Source organism: Streptomyces sp., from assembly GCF_035645055.1.
Lineage (GTDB): Bacteria > Actinomycetota > Actinomycetes > Streptomycetales > Streptomycetaceae > Streptomyces.
Map to the genome: position 1 here is coordinate 61,434 of NZ_DASQNH010000035.1, position 16,551 is coordinate 77,984.

The window sequence follows — 16,551 nt, forward strand, 5'->3', positions numbered from 1 at the left end:
CAGGATCAGGGGCGAGGGGCGCTGTGGGGGTGGGTGACGGTATCGGCGGGACGGTGCCGGGCGAGGTCGAGCCGGATCGCGTCGAGCACCTCCGCCGTCCGGTCGTGGGGGAAGAAGTGACCGCTGCCGAAGACCCGGGTGGTCACCGGCTCGGCGATCTCGGCCCAGCGGGCGAGCGACTCGGGCGGGGCCACCGGGTCGGTGCGGCCCGCGTACACGGCGGTGGGGGTGGTGAGGCGGGAGCCGTCCCACCGGTAGCCGCGCAGCGACGACAGGTCGTGGAGCAGCATGGCCACGGCCAGTTCCCGCATCCCGCGGTCCTCCAGCACCTGCGCCGGTGTGCCGCCGACGGTGCGCAGGAACTCCACCGCGTCCGCCTCCGACCCGTCCGGCAGGGCGGCCGGCCGGGGCAGGTGGGACGGGTTGGTGCCGCAGACGACGAGCAGGGCGGGGACCGCCTCGGGGGCGTGCCGCTCCAGACGCAGGACGGCCTCGGCGGCGACGGTGCCGCCCAGGCTGTGTCCCACCAGCACATACGGCCGGTCCAGCGCGGCGAGGGACTCGGCCAGTGCGCGGGCCCGGTCCCGGACGGTCCGGCCCGCGGGGGTCTCGTTCGGCATCGCGGTCCGGGTCCCCCACACCGTGAGTCCCCGCTGGTGGGCCTGCGCCGTCCAGCCGCGGAAGGCGTGGGCGGTTCCGCCCGCGTGCGGCACGGCCACGAGGGGCAGCCCGTCCGGCGGCGGTTCGGGTGCCCGGTGGCCGGTGCTGAGGGGGAAGACGACGGAACTCATGCGGGAAGCACCTCTTCGGCGGTCGGGGCATCGCCCTGCCGGGCGAGTTCGCGCAGCCTCGACCGGTCGACCTTGCCGCTGCCGGTCATGGGGAACCGGTCCAGGACGGTGAACCGGCTCGGGACCATCGCGGCGGGCAGCCGGGTCAGCGCGTGGCGGCGCAGTTCGGACCGGCCGGGCGGGGCGCCGGGTTCGACGAGCAGACAGGCGACCAGCCGGTCCCCGCCGTCCGTCGCCAGCTTCACCACCGCGCTCGCGCGTACCTTCGGATGCTGGTCCAGCACGTGCTCGACCTCCCCCGCCTCGATCCGCACCCCGTGGATCTTGATCTGCTGGTCCATCCGCCCCCGGTAGTCGAGGACCGCCCGGCCGTCGGCGGATTCCGAGGGGGACCACCGGACGAGATCGCCGGTGCGGTACATCCGTTCGCCCGCCGCGGTCGCGAAGGGGTCGGGGACGAAGCGCTCGCGGGTCAGCTCCGGGGCGCCCGCGTACCCGGAGGCGAGGCAGACACCGGCCAGATGGAGTTCCCCGACCGCTCCGAAGGGCGCCAACTCGCCGGTCGGCGCCAGCACATAGGCGCGTACGTTGTCGATCGGCGCGCCGATCGGCACGGCGGGCCCCGGCTCGGGCAGCCGGCAGTCCCAGGCGGTGACGTCCACCGCGGCCTCGGTCGGCCCGTACAGGTTGTGCACGGTGACGCCGAGCACCGACGCCGCCCGGTTCGCCAGCGCGGGCGGCAGCACCTCGCCGCTGCACACCACCCGGCGCAGGCGGGTGCACTCCGCGGCCAGGGGTTCGCGCAGGAACTGCTCCAGCACGCAGGGCACGAAGTGGGCGACCGTGACCTCCTCGCGGACGAACGTCTCGGCCATCTCCTCGGGATCGAGGTGCGCGAGGGGCGGCGCCATCGCGAGGCGGGCTCCGGCGAGCAGCGGCCAGAAGAACTCCCACACCGAGACGTCGAAGTCGAACGGCGTCTTCTGCAGGACGACGTCCGTGGGGTCGAGGCGGAAGCGGTCCTGCATCCACAGCAGGCGGTTGACGATGGCCGCGTGCGGCACGACCACGCCCTTGGGGTGGCCGGTCGAGCCGGAGGTGAACAGCACGTAGGCCGGGTCGTCCGGTCCGGCCGCCGTACGGTCCCCGGCGCGCCCGTCGGTGTGGTCCGCGCCTGCGGGAGCCGGGCCCGCCAGCCGCTCTCCGGAGATGCTCACCAGGGTGACGTCCGGTGCGGCCCGCCGTACCTTTCCGGCGGCGGCGTCCGCGCATACGACGATCCGCGCCCCGGCGGTGCCGAGCATGGCGGCGACCCGGGCGGGCGGGAGTTCGGGGCCGACCGGCAGATAGGCCCCGCCGGCCAGCAGCACGCCGAGGAGCACTCCGGGCAGTTCCAGGCAGCGCGCCGCGCTCACCCCCACCACGTCGCCGCGCACGACGCCTTCGGCCCGCAACCGCTCCGCGAGTGTCCGCGCCTGGGTGAGGAGCCCGGCGTAGGTGAGCGACTCGCCGCGCGCGGTGACCGCCACGCGCGCGGGGTGCTGTTCGGCGGCGCGCACGACGAGTTCGTGCAGGGGCGCCGTGGGGCGGGCCACGCTCGCTCCGCCCAGGGCGAGCAGCGTCCGGCGCTCCTCCTCCCCCGCGACCACCAGGTGGTCGAGGCCGGCCTCGGGCCTGGTGCGCAGCCGCTCCAGCACGGTCCGGATCCGTTCGGGACCCCACCGGGTGAAGCTCTCACCGCACTCGTGCAGCACCTCCTGCCGACCGGGCGCCCCGGTGGGCGGCAGGACGAGCCGGCAGGGCGGATGGTCGCTCGCACCTCCCCGGCAGCTGTCGCAGTGCACATCGACGCGGAGCGGGCCGGACCCGCTCCCGGCGGCGATCAGTTCGGCGAGCCGGGCGAGATCCCCCGGCCCGCCGTCCGCCAGGGCCAGTTCCGTCCCGTCGGCGGAGGTGCCCGACGCGATCCGGACGGTCACCTCCCCGGTGTGGCAGACCCGGGCCGCGACCAGAGCGGCGGCCAGGGCCGCCGACGACGCCGCGCCGTGCTCGGGCGCCTCCGCCTCGAAACGCTGCTCCCTCACCGCGTCACGCACCGCGCAGCCCCTTCTCGATGTGCGCCGCCAGCTCGTCGACCGTCTGGGCGCGGTAGATGTCGACCGAGGTGATGCGGACGCCCGGGAACCGCTTGCGCAGCGCGTTGCGCATCTCGGTGAGTTGCAGGGAGTCGCCGCCCGCGTCGAAGAACGACTCGTCGTGGCGGAAGTCGTCGCTGCCCAGGAGGAGCCGCCAGACCTCGGCGACCTGCCCGGTGACGTCGTTCCCCGGTGCCGTGTGCGGGGCTCGGTGTGTCTCCGTCGCGGTGGGTGCCGGTTCCTCGGCCAGGAAGCGCTCGGTCGTCACCGCCTGTGCGGCCAGTGCGGCGGTGTCCACCTTGCCGTTGCGGTTCAGCGGCAGGGAGGGCACCAGGCACCACAGTCCGGGCAGCGCGTACGAGGGGAAACTGTTCGCCAGGGACGGGATGAGCCCTCGCAGGGCGGACCGTTCCGGGCCCACGACCGACGCGAGGACGGCCCGGTCGGTGTGGTCGTCGCCGACGGCGCTGACGTCCGCGTCGACGACGCCGGGCCAGGACCTGAGGTGCGACTCGAGGGCGGCGAGTTCGACGCGGTGCCCGCGGACCTTGATCTGGCGGTCCCGGCGGCCCCGGAACAGCAGCTGCCCGGTGTCGTCCCAGCGGACGATGTCCCCGGTCGCGTAGGCGCGTTCACCCGGGAGCCAGGGCACCGTGACGAAGGCTTCGGCGGTGCGCTCGGCGTCTCCGGCGTAGCCGTGGGCGAGGCCGAGGCCCGTGGCGTACAGCTCGCCGTCGACGCCGGGCGGGACCGGCCGGCCCGCCGCGTCGGCCACGAGGACCCCGGTGCCCGCGACGGGGCGCCCGATCGGCACGGTGTCACCGATGCCGTCCGCGGCGGTCACATGGTGGACGGTGGTGAAGGTGGTGTTCTCCGTGGGGCCGTACCCGTTGGTGACCCACAGGCCGGGGCAGGCCTCCAGGACGGTGCGCAGATGGTCCGGCGAGACGACGTCCCCGCCGGTCAGCAGCTGACGGAGCACGCCCAGGGAGGCAGGCTCGAACCGGGCCACCAGACGGAACAGGCCCGAGGTCAGCCAGGCGTGGGTGACGCGCTCCTCGCGCAGGAAGGCGCCGATCTGCCGGGGCGAGGCGGGGCCCGGCGGGAGCACGGCGATCCGGTCGCCGTTGAGGAGCGGGTGGAACAGCTCCAGGGTCGAGGCGTCGAACGCCAGCGGGGCCAGCCGCAGCATCGTGCGCGGCCGCCCGGGGTCCTCCTCGTCCGCCGGGCGCAGCAGCTCGGGATCCGCCGCCAGCCGGATCACCGCGCGGTCGGGCACCTCGACGCCCTTGGGGACGCCCGTGGTGCCGGAGGTGAAGGAGACGTAGGCCGTGCTGTCGGCGCCCCGCGGGTGCGGTGGGGCGATGGAGGCCGTCTCCTCCGCCGACGTCATGTCCGCTGCCTCGTCCGGCGCCCAGGGGTCCACCAGTCGCAGCCCCGCGGGCCAGTCGCCGCGGTGGCCGGCCGGGGCGACGACCACGGTGGCGCCCGTGGCGCGGAGCACCTCCTCGCGCCAGGCGTCGGCCGTCTCGCGCGGCACGGGGACGTACGCCGCCCCGGTCCGCAGCGTGGCCAGGACGGCGACGGCCTCCGCGGCCGAGCGGTCGACCTGGACGATCACCCGGTCTCCGGCACCGGCCCCCGCCTGGCGCAGGACGGACGCGTACCGCGTGGCCGCCCGTTCCAGCCCCCGGTAGGTCAGCTCACGGCCGGTGGCCGGATCGGTGACGGCCACGGCGTCCGGACACCGCGCGGCCACGGCGGCGAAGCGGTCCCAGAGACCGGCGGGGCCCTCCGACGCGGCGGGGGCGGGGCGGGCCAGCGCCGCGAAGCGGTCCCGCTCGGCGGCCGAGAGACCGGTGAGCCGGCCGATGGGCTCGGCGGACGCCCGGGCGAAGTCGAGCAGGGTGGCACGCAGCGCCCCCGCCAGCGCGGCGGCGGTCTGCGGACCGACGAGACCGGCCGAGTACTCCAGGGCGAGGACGGGCTCGTCGCCCCACTGCCGCAGGTAGAGGATCGTGTCGAACACCGCGCCGCGGCCGTGTCCCTCGACCACCTCGGCCGGTGTCCCGGCGAGGTCGAGGGCGGCCGGGACCAGTTCGTCGTGCGCGGCGAACGCGAACGGGGTCAGCGGACTGGAGCCGTGGGCGGGGCGCGCGCCGAGGTGGCGGACGATGTCCTGGTAGGGGGCCTCCGAGTCCCGCACCGCGGCGGCGTGTTCGGCGGCCGTCTCGCGGAGGTAGTCGTCCACCGCGAGGTCCGGGGCGAGCCGTAGCCGGACCGGCGCGACCCGGGTCAGCAGGCCGACCGCGTCGAACTGGTCCGCGCGGAAGCGGCCGCTCGCGGGCATCCCGAGGACGAGGTCGTCGGTGCCCGCGCGACGGCCCAGCACCAGGGCCCAGGCCGCGAGCAGGACGACCGGGCGGCGCACTCCGGCGCGGCGTGCCACGGTGTCCACGGCGTCGCGCACGTCCGGGGCCAGGACGACGGGCAGCCGGCATCCGTTCGGGTCGAACGGCTCGTTCCCCTCCCCCGCCGTCCCGGGCAGCCGGAGGCCGGCCGGGGCGCCCGCCAGGCGCTCCGCCACCCGCTGGAGGTCCTCGGCCAGGCGCCCTGAGCCGGCCCGGTCGCGGTAGCGCGCCAGGGAGGAGTCGGGTGCCGGGGCGACCGGCTCGGTGAACCGGCCGGTGTTGTGGAACTCGGCGAACTCGCGCAGGAGGACGCCGATGCTCCAGCCGTCCACGATCGTGTGGTGGAACACCAGGGTGAGCACGTCGTCGGCTTCGGCGGACCGGCCGACGAAGGCGCACCAGGGCGGCTGCTCGAACGGCCGCAGAAACCTTTCGGAGACGGGGGCGACCAGCGCTTCCATCCGCTCGGCGGGACGACCGCCGCCGCAGGGCAGCTCCAGCTCGCGCAGCGGCACCCGCCAGTGCGGCAGGACCCGCCGCGCGAAGACGTCGCCGTCGGCGACGAACCGGGTGCGTAGAGACTCGTGACGGGCCGCGAGCGCCTGGAGCGCCGCGCCGGCCCGTGCCCCGTCCAGTTCCGGCGCGGCCACGGAGAACACCAGCCGGTAGACCGCGTCGCGGCCCGCCAGATGGGCCGTGAGCATCTCCTCCTGGCCGGGCAGCAGCGGCCGGTCGCCGGGCGGGGACACGGGCGCGGGCCGGCCGGCCACCGGCCGCGCGCCGGCGAGGACGTCCCCGAGCGGGGTGTCGCCCAGCAGCCGGGGCAGGTCCAGGGCCCGCCCGAGCCGGCGTTCGCCGAGCGCGACCAGGTGGTAGGCCTGCAACGAGGATCCGCCGAGCCGGCCGAACGTGGCGCCGGCCCAGCCGTCGGCCGGACGCGCGGCGTGGGGCAGCACCTCGCCGAGCAGCGGTACCCAGTCCTCGATCGTCGGCTCCGGATGCGGTGCGGCGGTGCTCACTGGACGTTCTCCCCCTCACTGGTGGACACCGGTGCGTCGTCGGCGGCGGCGGCCTCCTGCCGCTTCGTCGCCGCCTCGATCGCCCGATCGGACAGATAGACGCGGATGGGGATGACGGTGAGCAGGGTCAGCACGGCGGACGCGGCGAAGAGCACCCGTGCGTCGACCGCGAGCGCGATCGTCCCGCCGAGCGCCGCCCCGACGGGTGTCATCCCGTAGGTCAGCATCCGTGAGGCGCCGCTGACCCGGCCGAGATCGGTCCGGCTGACGGTGAGCTGACGCACCGTCATCGATTCGACCGACCACATCCCGCCGAAGGCGCTGCCCACCGCCATGACGACGACCAGCAGGGCGTCCTCGGCGAACAGCGGCCCGGCGAAGACCAGGGCCCAGCCCACGCGGGTCAGGACGAGGGTCGTGCTGCGGCCCAGCCACCGCTCCACGTGGTGGGTGAGCAGGGCGCCGGCCGCCGCGCCCACCCCGGTGGCCCCGATGAGGAACCCGTACTGCGAGGCGGACAGCCCGAGCGGGCCGGGATCCAGGGCGTACACCACGAGGATCGTGTAGAAGACGCTGCTGGCGATCGTGGTCAGACCGCCCACGGCGACCAGCGTCGCCAGCACCGGGCGGGAGAAGACCAGCCGTGTCCCCTCCCAGAACCCGGTGGCGGCCTCCTCCTTCGCGCGCACCTGCGCCGCCGCGCGCGGCAGCTGGGCGGCGACCAGCGCGGCGGCCAGGCACGCCAGACCGGACAGCACGCTGGGCAGCCGCGCGTCGACGTCGACCAGGACGCCCGCCAGCGCGGGACCGAGGAACTGGTAGAACAGCCGCGTCGACACGGCCAGCAGGCCGTTGGCCCGGGTGCGGCGCGTGTCGTCGACCGCGTTCGCGGTGACCACTTCGGCGGCGGTGTCGACCACGGTCTGGAAGCACGAGACCACGAACACCAGCGCGGGGACGGTGACCGCCAGCGCGACGTCGCCCCAGATCAGCGCCGCCAGACAGAGCATCGCGACGCAGCGGCCCACGTTGGCCAGGGTGACGGCCCGGACCGCGTTGATCCGGTCCACCAGGACGCCGGCCGGTACGGCCGCGATCAGCCACGGCAGGCTCGCCGCGACCGTGACCGCGGCCACCGCGACCGACGAGTGCGCCCGCGCCGCGACGGTCATCGTCGCCGCCACCGCGAAGACGCCGTTGGCGGTGTCCGACACGGCCGTGGCGGTCAGGAACCTCGGGAACGTGCCGCTCATCGGGCGGCGGCCGCGGTGCCGGAACCCGCCATCTCGTCCCGCACCCGGGCGAGCCGTCCGAGGCTGCCGAGCACCTGGCGCTGCGTCAGGCCGAAGTCGACGAGGGCGCCGATCTCGTTCACACCGGCTTCGCTCAGCAGCTCGCAGCGCCGCCGCACCGCCACCGGGTCGCCGAGCAGGGCGCGCTCGCCGCGGAACTTCTGGTAGGCGCGCCGCAGGATGGCGTCGACGTCCTTCGGGCTGGCCCCGGCCAGGTCGATCCGCTCCTCCGGCAGGGCCGCGGTCAGCGTGCCGACCAGCTGGGTGTGGCTGCGCAGGTAGCGCAGGAACGGGTCGTGGCAGACCTCCTCCACCATGTCCTCGGACTCGCCCACGTAGCAGTGCACCATCAGCGTCACGCGGCCTGTGTCGGGGTCGTGACCGGCCTCCTCGCGCGCCTTGCGGTAGATCCGGATCTTGTCGGCGAGTTCCTCGATCCGCAGCTCCAGCAGGGCGGTGAGGAGGTTGCCGCCCAGCGCGCCGGCCCGGCGGAAGCTCTCGTCGTTCGAGGTCGCCGTCAGCCAGGTGGGCAGCTCCGGCTGGACCGGCCGCGGATAGAGCGACACGTCGACCCGGCCGCCCGTGCCGTCCAGGGCGTCGCGTGCGACACCCTCGGACCAGAGCGAGCGGACACGGCGCACATCGTCCTCGAAGGTGTCGCGGCGGGCCGCGTACCGGTCCGGGGCGAGGGCGAAGTCGCTGGGGTGGAAGCCGGGCGCGAACGACACCCCGACCCGGCCGCCGGAGAGCTGGTCGACGATCCGCCAGTCCTCGACGAGGCGCAGCGGGTTGTGCAGGGCCGGGATGACGCTGCCCGCCCGGATGTGGATCCGCTCGGTGGCGGTCGCGAGCGCCGCGCCCAGCACCGCCGGGTTGGGGTACTGCGCCCCGAACTCGTGGAAGTGCCGCTCCGGCGTCCAGATCGCCTCGTAGCCGAGCCGGTCCGCCTCGCGGGCGGAGGCCAGGATCAGGTCGTAGTCGGCGCCGAAGTCACCGGACGCGGAGGAGAAGAAGTACACGCTGGTGGACAGCGCGCCGGCGGGGGCGGCCGGGACCGGGTGCTCCGCCTGGGACGGCGACGGCACCTGCGTGGCGGCCGTGACGGCCGGAGCCGGGGACGCGAGGGCCTGCGCGCTCGGCTGGCCGGCAGGGGGCGCGGCAGGTTCCGGCCGGCCGAGCTGGGACCGTACGACCCGGGCGAGTCCGCCGAAGGTGGACTCGTCGAAGAACGAGTCCAGGCTGACCTCCAGGCCCAGCGACTCGCGGATGCGGGCGCTCAGCCGCAGCGCCGCGAGCGAGTGCCCGCCCTGGTCGAAGAAATCGTCCTCGGGCGCCACCGCGTCCACGCCGAGGACCTCGCACCACAGGGCGCTCAGCACCGCGTCGGTGTCCGCCGTCACCATGCTCACCGCTGTCTCCTCTTCGTTCACGTTCGTCCGTTCATCGGCCCGCGCCCGTGGCGCGACCGTGTCCGCCGATCGGGGCGCGGCCGGCTCGCTCGGCGCGGCCTGCTTCGGCGCCGGCGGCGCGACCGGCCGCCGCGAGGGGGGCGCGGCCGGGGCCGCCTGTGCCCATCGCGCGGCGAGCGGTTCGCTCGGTGCGGCCGGGGCCGCCTGCGGTTCGATCCAGCACCGCTCCCGGGTGAAGGGATACGTCGGGAGCGGCACCCGCCGGACGTCCTCGGTGTCGTCCCGCCACAGCTCGCCGACTCCCAGGCGCCACAGCACCCCGGCGGCCTCCAGGCCTGAGGGGAGGGACCCGCCGTGCCGGGGCCGGTCGAACCCGCCGAGCAGCGGCCGCGCGTCCCGCAGGATGTCGCTCACCAGGCCCTGGAGCGTGGAGCCGGAGCCCGTCTCGAACCAGACGGCGGGCGACAGCTCGTCCGCGGCGGTGCGGACCGCCTCGGCGAAGCGCACCGGCAGCCGGATCTGGGAGGCCCAGAACCGCGGGTCGACGGCCTCCGCGTCGCCGAGCCTGCGTCCGGTCGCGCCGGAGAACACCGGTGTGCGCGGCGCGCTCAGGCTCAGTCCCGCCATCACCTCGGCGAACGCCTCGGCGGCCCGGTCCATGCTCGGCGAGTGGAACGCGTGCGAGGTGTGCAGCGGTACGACGGTCAGGCCGGTCTCCCGGCAGCGCTCGGCGAAGGCCGCCACGCTCGGGGCGGCACCGGAGACGACCACCGAGTGCGGCCCGTTGTGGGCGGCGACGACCAGATCGTCCGGCAGGAGTTCCGCCACCCGCTCGGCCGGGGCGACGACCGCCGCCATGGCGCCCGGCGGTGCGGCGTGCATGAGCCGCGCCCGCTCGGTCACCGCCCGGACGCCGTCCGCGAGGGTGAGGACCCCGGCGACGCACGCCGCGGTCAGCTCGCCCAGGCTGTGTCCGAGCAGCGCCCGGGGCTCGATCCCCCGCGCGGTCAGACTGCGCGCCAGGGCGACCTGGTCGAGGAAGAGACAGGGCTGCGCGAGGAGCGTGCCGGTGACACCGTCCGCCGCTCGTGCCGCGGCGGGGTCCGCCGGGGTGAGCAGCGCGTCGGCCACCGCTGCGCGCAGTTCGGGGCCGACCGCCGCCAGGCCCTCGTCGACGCAGGACCGGTAGACCGGGTCGGTGTCGTAGCGGGCACGCCCCATTCCGGGCCGCTGCGTCCCTTGCCCGGGGAACATCAGCGCGGCGCCCGAACCGGAGGGGACTCGGATCCGGCCCCGTTCGGCGCGGCGCAGCAGCGCGGGTGCCCGAGCGGTGTCGGGGGCGACGACCGCCGTACGCCACGGGAGCCGGGCCCGGCCGACCCGGAGGGTGTACGCCACGTCGGCCAGGGGCACGTCCGGGTTCGCCGCCAGGTGATCGGCGAGTTGCCCGACCGCTCGGTCCAGCGCGGTCTCGTCGGCGGCGGAGACGGTCAGGAGCTGCGCCGGGCCGCCCTCGCGCCGGCGGGCGGGCGGGGCAAGCCCGGCGGGCGGTTCCTCCACGATCACATGGGCGTTGGTGCCGCCGATGCCGAAGGAACTGACGCCCGCGCGCCTGGGTGTCGCGCCCGGGGGCCATGGCAGGGCCGTGGCGGGGAAGCGCAGCGCGGTCCCCTCCGCGTCGAGCCGGTCGGCGGCCCGGGTGAAGTGCGCGAGGGGCGGGACCGTCCCGTGGCGCAGCGCGAGCACGGTCCTGATCAGGCCCACCACACCGGCCGCGGTGTCCAGATGGCCGAGGTTCGACTTCGCGGCGGTCACGTACAGCGGCGCCCGCTCGGCGTCCCGCGTCCCGGTGTGGAAGACGTCGCGCAGGGCCGACACCTCCACCGGGTCGCCGAGGCGGGTGGCGGTGCCGTGCGCCTCCACGAGGCCGATGGACTCCGCCGGCACGCCCGCGGCGCCGAGGGCGGCGCGGATGACCTCGGCCTGGGCGGTCGGTCCGGGCGCCGTGTAACCGACCTTCCGCGCGCCGTCGTTGTTGACGGCGGAGCCGAGGATCACCGCGTGGACGGTGTCCCCGTCGGCGAGCGCGTCCTCCAGCCGCTTCAGGACGACGACACCGGCGCCGTCGCCGGGGATGGTGCCCTGCGCGTGCTGGTCGAACGGACGGCACAGGCCGTCGGGCGAGTAGATGCCGCCGGGCTCGTGGACGTAGCCGTGCCGGGACGGCGGGGCGACCGAGCAGCCGCCCGCGAGGGCGAGGTCGCTCTCGCCCGACAGCAGGCTCTGGACGGCCATGTGCGTGGCGACCAGGGAGGTCGAGCAGGCCGTCTGGACGGTGAGGCTCGGGCCGTGGAGGTTGAGCTTGTAGGAGATCCGGGTGGCGGCGAAGTCCTTGTCGGTGCCGATGACCGTCTGCAGGGGGCCCGCGCCGCGCAGCACGCCCGGGTTCGCGAGCACCGCGTCCAGCAGGTACGCGTTCCCGCCGACGCCGGTGAAGACGCCGGTCCGGTTCTCGTCCGTCCCCGCCGGCGCGTACCCGGCGTCCTCCAGCGCACGCCACGCGCACTCCAGCAGGATGCGGTGCTGCGGGTCGAGCAGGGACGCCTCCAGCGGCGAGTAGCCGAACAGCTTCCGGTCGAATCCGGCGACATCGTCGAGGGCGGCCCGTACGGGGACGTAGCCGGCGGTGTCGCGCATGCCGCTGGGCACACCCGCGGCACGCAGTTCCTCCTCGCCGAAGCGGGCGGCGGCGTGCCCGCCGGAGACCACCATCCGCCAGAAGGCGTCCAGGTCCTCCCCGGTGCCGGGCAGTCGCGCCGCCATGCCCACGACGGCGATCCGCCCGTCGCCGGGCCGCCGGGGGCCGGGGCCCCGGCCCGTCGGCGCCGCGGTGGGCCGGCCCGCCTCCGTCGCCTCGGCGTCGCCGTACGCGGTGTGCAGGAACCGGGCGCAGGAGCGGACGGTGGGATTGCGGAACAGCTCGGTGACGCTCACCTCCAGCCCGGCCTCGCGCAGCGCCTCGTGGACCTTCAGCAGGGCGAAGCTGTGCCCGCCGACGTCGAAGAAGTTGTCGTCGACGCCGAAGTCGGACCGGTCGAGCACCGACTGCCAGGCGGCGAGCACGGTCCGGGTCAGGTCCGCCGGTTCCCGCCTCCGCGGGGCCGCGGCGTCCTCGGTCCCCGGCCGGGGCTCGGACTCGGGCACCGGACCGGTGCCGGACCCGCCGCCCGTCGGCTGCTCCCCGCTCAGCAGACCGAGCAGCCGCGCCCGGTCCGCCTTCCCGTTCCGCGTCAGCGGGATGGCGTCGACCGCCACGAACCGGCTGGGCCGGAGGTAGGCAGGCAGTACCGAGCGCAGGTGAGCGCGCAGCTCGCGCTCCGGGAGCGGACCGTCCATGGCGACGAAGGCGACCAGGGCGTCCTGGTGGGCGAGGACGTGGCAGGCCGTCAGGCGGCGGCCGGGCAGCCCCAGCACGGCACGTTCCACCTCGGCGGGCTCCACACGGTGGCCGCGCACCTTCACCTGGTCGTCGACGCGGCCCAGGTACTCCAGTCCGCCTCCGGTGCGCCAGCGGGCCAGGTCACCCGTGCGGTACATCAGCCCGCCGTCGTGGAACGGGTCGGGAAGGAAGCGGTCGGCGCTCTGGGCGGGGTCGTTGACGTAGCCGCGGGCGACGTGCCCGCCGCCGATGTACAGCTCGCCCGGCACATCGAGCCCGGCGGGTTCGCCGTGCGCGTCGAGGACGTAGCACCGGGCGTGCGGGAGCGGGGCGCCGACCGCGTTCGCCGGAACCGACCCCAGGTCGCGGACCGGGACGGGATGCGCGGTGACGTGGACGGTCCCCTCGGTGATCCCGTACATGTTCACCACGGTGGCGTCGAGACCGCTGTCGCCGAGCAGCAGGGCCAGCCGCTCCCAGTCGAGCGCCTCGCCGCCGAGCACGATGTACCGGGGCCCGGAGCCGCCCCGCCGAGCCGACGCGGCCAGCGCCGGGGCCAGGCCGTAGAGGGAGCCGGGGGTCTGGCTGAGGACCGTCACCCGCCGCGCGTCGATCAGGGCGGCGAGCGCGGCCGGGTCACGGACCTGGTCGGTGCCGGCGATGACACAGGTGCCGCCGGTGGTGAGCGGGCCCCAGATCTCCCAGACGGAGAAGTCGAAGGCGAACGAGTGGGTGCAGAGCCACACGTCCGTCTCGTCCGCCGCCAGCCCGGCGGGCCGGTCGGTGAAGAGCTGGGCGAGGCAGGAGTGGGGCACCTCGACGCCCTTGGGCCGCCCGGTCGATCCGGAGGTGAAGATGATGTACGCGGTCCGCTCGGGGTCGCTCTGCGCGAGCGGCGGAGCGTCGGCGGCCTGTGTTTCCTCGGCCGCGGTGGTGAACTCCGGTGTGTCCACGGTGAGGAGGGCGGTGGTGGGCAGCCACTCCTCGACGACCGGCCGGGCGGCCCGGTCGGCCATGACCAGGCCGATGTCCGCCCGCTCCACGATCGACCGGACGCGCTCGCTCGGTCCGGCGGGGTCGAGCGGCACGAACGTCGCCCCCGCCTTCCAGGCGGCCAGCATCGCCACCACGGCCCACACGCTCCGCTGCCCGCTGACACCCACGTGGGTGCCCGGACCCACCTCGGCGTCGCGCAGCCGCCGGCACAACCGGTCGGCGTGGGCGTCGAGTTCGGCGTAGCTGAGCGTGGTCGTGCCGTCGGTGACCGCCGGGTGGTCGGGACGGGCCGCGCGGGCCCGCCCGAAGCGGGCGAGCACGGTCTCGGTCTCGGGTGCGCCCGGGGCCGGGTTCAGCGCGTGGACGAGGTGGTGGGACTCGTCGGCGTCGACGATCCGCAGTGGCTCGTCGGGGTCCCGCACGGCGTGCCGGACGGCGGATATGAGGTGGCGTACGAGGGTCTCGGCCGTGCGGCCGAGCAGGATGTCGGCGTCGTACTCCAGCCGCAGGGAGGGGCGTTCACCGGAGAGGTCGACGGTCAGGGCGAGGTCCCACTTCGCCCGGTCGCTGTCCACCTCTACGGCCGTGGCCGCGCCGCCGGTGAACCGCGGCAGTGCGGCGTCGAAGTTCTGCACGGCCAGGGAGCACTGCATGAGCGGTGAGCGTCCGGCGGCGCCGTGCAGGCCCAGTTCGCGGACCAGCACGTCGACGGGCACGTTCTGCCGCGCCATGGCCGGCATCACGGCGGCTCGCGTCCTGCTCAGCAGATCCAGCACGCTCGGCCGGCCGGACACGTCGAGGCGCATCGGGACCATGTTGACCGTGCAGCCGACGAGGTCCTGTTCCTCCTCGGACTCCCGGTTGGCGACCGGGCTGCTGATCACCACGTCGTCCTGGCGGGCATACCGGCCGAGGACGGCCGCGTAGATCCCGGCGAAGGCCATGAAGAGGGTGGCGCCCGCCCGCCGCGCGGTGTCGCGCAGCCGCGCGATCAGCTCCTCGTCGAGGGGCACGAGCACATTTCCGCCGGCGCCGCTGGGCGCCGCCGGGCGCGGCAGGTCGGTGGGCAGGGCCAGCGGAGTGCTCCCGGCGAGGTATCCGCGCCAGAAGTCCAGGTCGTCGGCGGCGCCGTCGTGCTCCGCCCAGCGGCTCCGCTCGTCCCGCGCGCAGGCGAGCGGGCTCGGTGCCGCCCCGCCGAAGGCGTCGGGGCGGTGTTCCAGGCGTGCGGTATAGGCGGTCTCCAGGTCGCGGAAGATCACGCCGAGCGACCAGCCGTCGCACACGATGTGGTGGGCCACGAGGGCGAACCCGTACTCGGCCGGGCCGATCCGGGTCAGGCCCCAGCGGACCAGCGGTCCGGTCGCCAGGTCGAAGGGCGTAGTTCTCAGCTGCCGTACCAGGTCGCGCACCGCGTCGTCCGGCCGTTCGGCGGCCGGCTCGGCCTGGGTGACGGTCCACGACGGTTCGGTGGAGCGGTCGAGGATCCGCTGCACCACCGCGCCGCCCTCGAAGACGAAGGTGGCCCGCAGCGACTCGTGACGGGCGGTCACCTCCCGTACGGCCCCGTGCAGCGCCTCGACGTCGAGATCGCCGTCGAGGCGCATCGCCGTGATCACCAGGTAGGCGTCGTCCCGCCCCTCCGCCTGGGAGGTGAGATACAGACGTTCCTGGGCGAAGGTCGTCGGTCCCGTACCGGCGCACGCCGCGGTCATGCTTTGCCCCCGTTGTCTCTCGTCAGAATTCCTGACGCCCACCGGGCGGCACCGCCGGCCGACGGGAGTCACTTGGGAAAAGTCGTCGGCCGGCCGAAGGGAAGAACGCTCACATCACGCCAGGCGGGACTCCAAGCTCCTTGATCACGACACGAGTTGATCATCATCAAGTGGGCCTGTCAATGATCGATGGATCACTCCCGCGGCCGGGTCCGCCCATTACCGGCGGTACTGAACGGACTCGGCATGTCACCGGTCGGCGCGGGGGCCGCTTCCGCCTTACCTGTCCGTCGGGAACCAGGCCTGAAGGGTCTCCGGGTTGATCGGCAGCGAGATGTGTTCATGGGTGATCAGCCACGAACTGCCGGACCGCCGGAGGCAAACGGTGGATCGCACCCACATCGCGCTCCGGAGACCGTTCTTACGTGTTCCGGAGTCCAAGTGGAGCATGTGCGCGAACGCGGCGTCGGAGCCGGTCATGACCGTGAGATCGTGCGTCTCCAGGCTGAGGGGGCCGTTGTATTCACCGAACCAGCGCACGAAGTTGCGGCGCACCTGCTCGTGCCCCGTGTATCGCATGGGGGGAACGACGTCGTAATAAACGATGTCGGACGAGTAGTGCGACATGAGCCGATCGACATCCTTTGCCTGACTGGCGTCGACTCGGCTCTCCAGAAGGGCCCGGACCTGGAACTCGCTCGAATTCATCGCATTCTCCATGGATGCTGCGCCGGATGCGCACACGGCATGTCCGCTCTTACGGCTCTTACGGCTCTTACGGCTCTTACGACGGGACAGCCCTGCGGAATGTGAGGCGCCGCTGCCCGCCGGCTCCCGGCGGGCAGCGGTGAGCGATTACCGCCCTGGCGACGGGCCGGGCTCCATACGGGTCTTGGGGTCCTCGCCCGCGAGGGGGCGGAGCACCCGGCACGGGGCTCCCACGGCGAGGGTCATGGGCCGAGAACCGCCCGTAGTCCTCGCCCGCGCGGGGCGCACCGGCCGTTCCGCCCCGCAGGCGAGACGGCAGGCTTGCGCGCCCCCCACACACACTCAGCGCCCAGCGCCGCCCGCGGTCACCGTCCAGGTCACCCAGGGCGGCGGCTCGTTCGGCCGCGAGCTGTTCTTCGGCGCCGCGCTGGAAGCCGCCCGGGCCTCGCAGAAGATCGGCAAGCCGGTCAAGCTGGTGTGGCACCGCGCCGACGACGCCCGGCAGGGCCGGGCCCATCCCATGGCCACCTCCCGGGTACGGCTCGCCTGCCTCGGCGGCACCGTCCTCGGTGGGGGCCGAGCTGCACCCGACGCGGCGGGCCTGGATCGACCAGGACGTGGCCCGGATCACCGAGGCCG

6 protein-coding genes and 1 pseudogene are annotated in these 16,551 nt (G+C 74.9%); 1 reads left to right on the forward strand and 6 read right to left on the reverse strand.

The window, feature by feature from the left end; translation table 11 throughout:
* Positions 1-5 precede the first annotated feature (5 nt).
* From VE614_RS12010 to VE614_RS12035, 6 genes are all read right to left on the reverse strand, one after another.
* A complete protein-coding gene (locus VE614_RS12010) occupies positions 6-791 on the reverse strand; it encodes a thioesterase II family protein (RefSeq protein ID WP_324935603.1) in 786 nt (261 codons plus the stop codon).
* Positions 788-2,887, reverse strand: coding sequence for an amino acid adenylation domain-containing protein (locus VE614_RS12015; protein WP_324935605.1), 2,100 nt, complete (start codon positions 2,885-2,887; stop codon positions 788-790). The genes VE614_RS12010 and VE614_RS12015 overlap by 4 nt, the downstream gene beginning before the upstream one ends.
* Positions 2,880-6,356, reverse strand: a complete 3,477-nt coding sequence (locus VE614_RS12020) for an amino acid adenylation domain-containing protein (RefSeq protein ID WP_324935607.1) — start codon at positions 6,354-6,356, stop codon at positions 2,880-2,882. The genes VE614_RS12015 and VE614_RS12020 overlap by 8 nt, the downstream gene beginning before the upstream one ends.
* Positions 6,353-7,609 (reverse strand): MFS transporter, encoded by a 1,257-nt coding sequence (locus tag VE614_RS12025; protein WP_324935609.1) that lies wholly within the window; start codon positions 7,607-7,609, stop codon positions 6,353-6,355. The genes VE614_RS12020 and VE614_RS12025 overlap by 4 nt, the downstream gene beginning before the upstream one ends.
* Positions 7,606-15,204, reverse strand: coding sequence for a non-ribosomal peptide synthetase/type I polyketide synthase (locus tag VE614_RS12030; RefSeq protein ID WP_324935611.1), 7,599 nt, complete (start codon positions 15,202-15,204; stop codon positions 7,606-7,608). The genes VE614_RS12025 and VE614_RS12030 overlap by 4 nt, the downstream gene beginning before the upstream one ends.
* Positions 15,205-15,483: 279 nt before the next feature.
* Positions 15,484-15,912, reverse strand: a complete 429-nt coding sequence (locus VE614_RS12035; protein WP_324935613.1) for a YybH family protein — start codon at positions 15,910-15,912, stop codon at positions 15,484-15,486.
* Between the two features lie 361 nt (positions 15,913-16,273).
* Here VE614_RS12035 and VE614_RS12040 point away from each other — a divergent pair.
* Positions 16,274-16,480: pseudogene (locus VE614_RS12040) on the forward strand (hypothetical protein); the annotation flags it as partial.
* Between the last annotated feature and the right edge of the window lie 71 nt (positions 16,481-16,551).

What these genes read in the sequence shown, in the direction of transcription:
- VE614_RS12035 (WP_324935613.1), bottom strand. Translation starts at nt 15,912, where the DNA reads ATGAATTCGAGCGAGTTCCAGGTCCGGGCCCTTCTGGAGAGCCGAGTC.
- VE614_RS12030 (WP_324935611.1), bottom strand. Translation starts at nt 15,204, where the DNA reads ATGACCGCGGCGTGCGCCGGTACGGGACCGACGACCTTCGCCCAGGAA.
- VE614_RS12025 (WP_324935609.1), bottom strand. Translation starts at nt 7,609, where the DNA reads ATGAGCGGCACGTTCCCGAGGTTCCTGACCGCCACGGCCGTGTCGGAC.
- VE614_RS12010 (WP_324935603.1), bottom strand. Translation starts at nt 791, where the DNA reads ATGAGTTCCGTCGTCTTCCCCCTCAGCACCGGCCACCGGGCACCCGAA.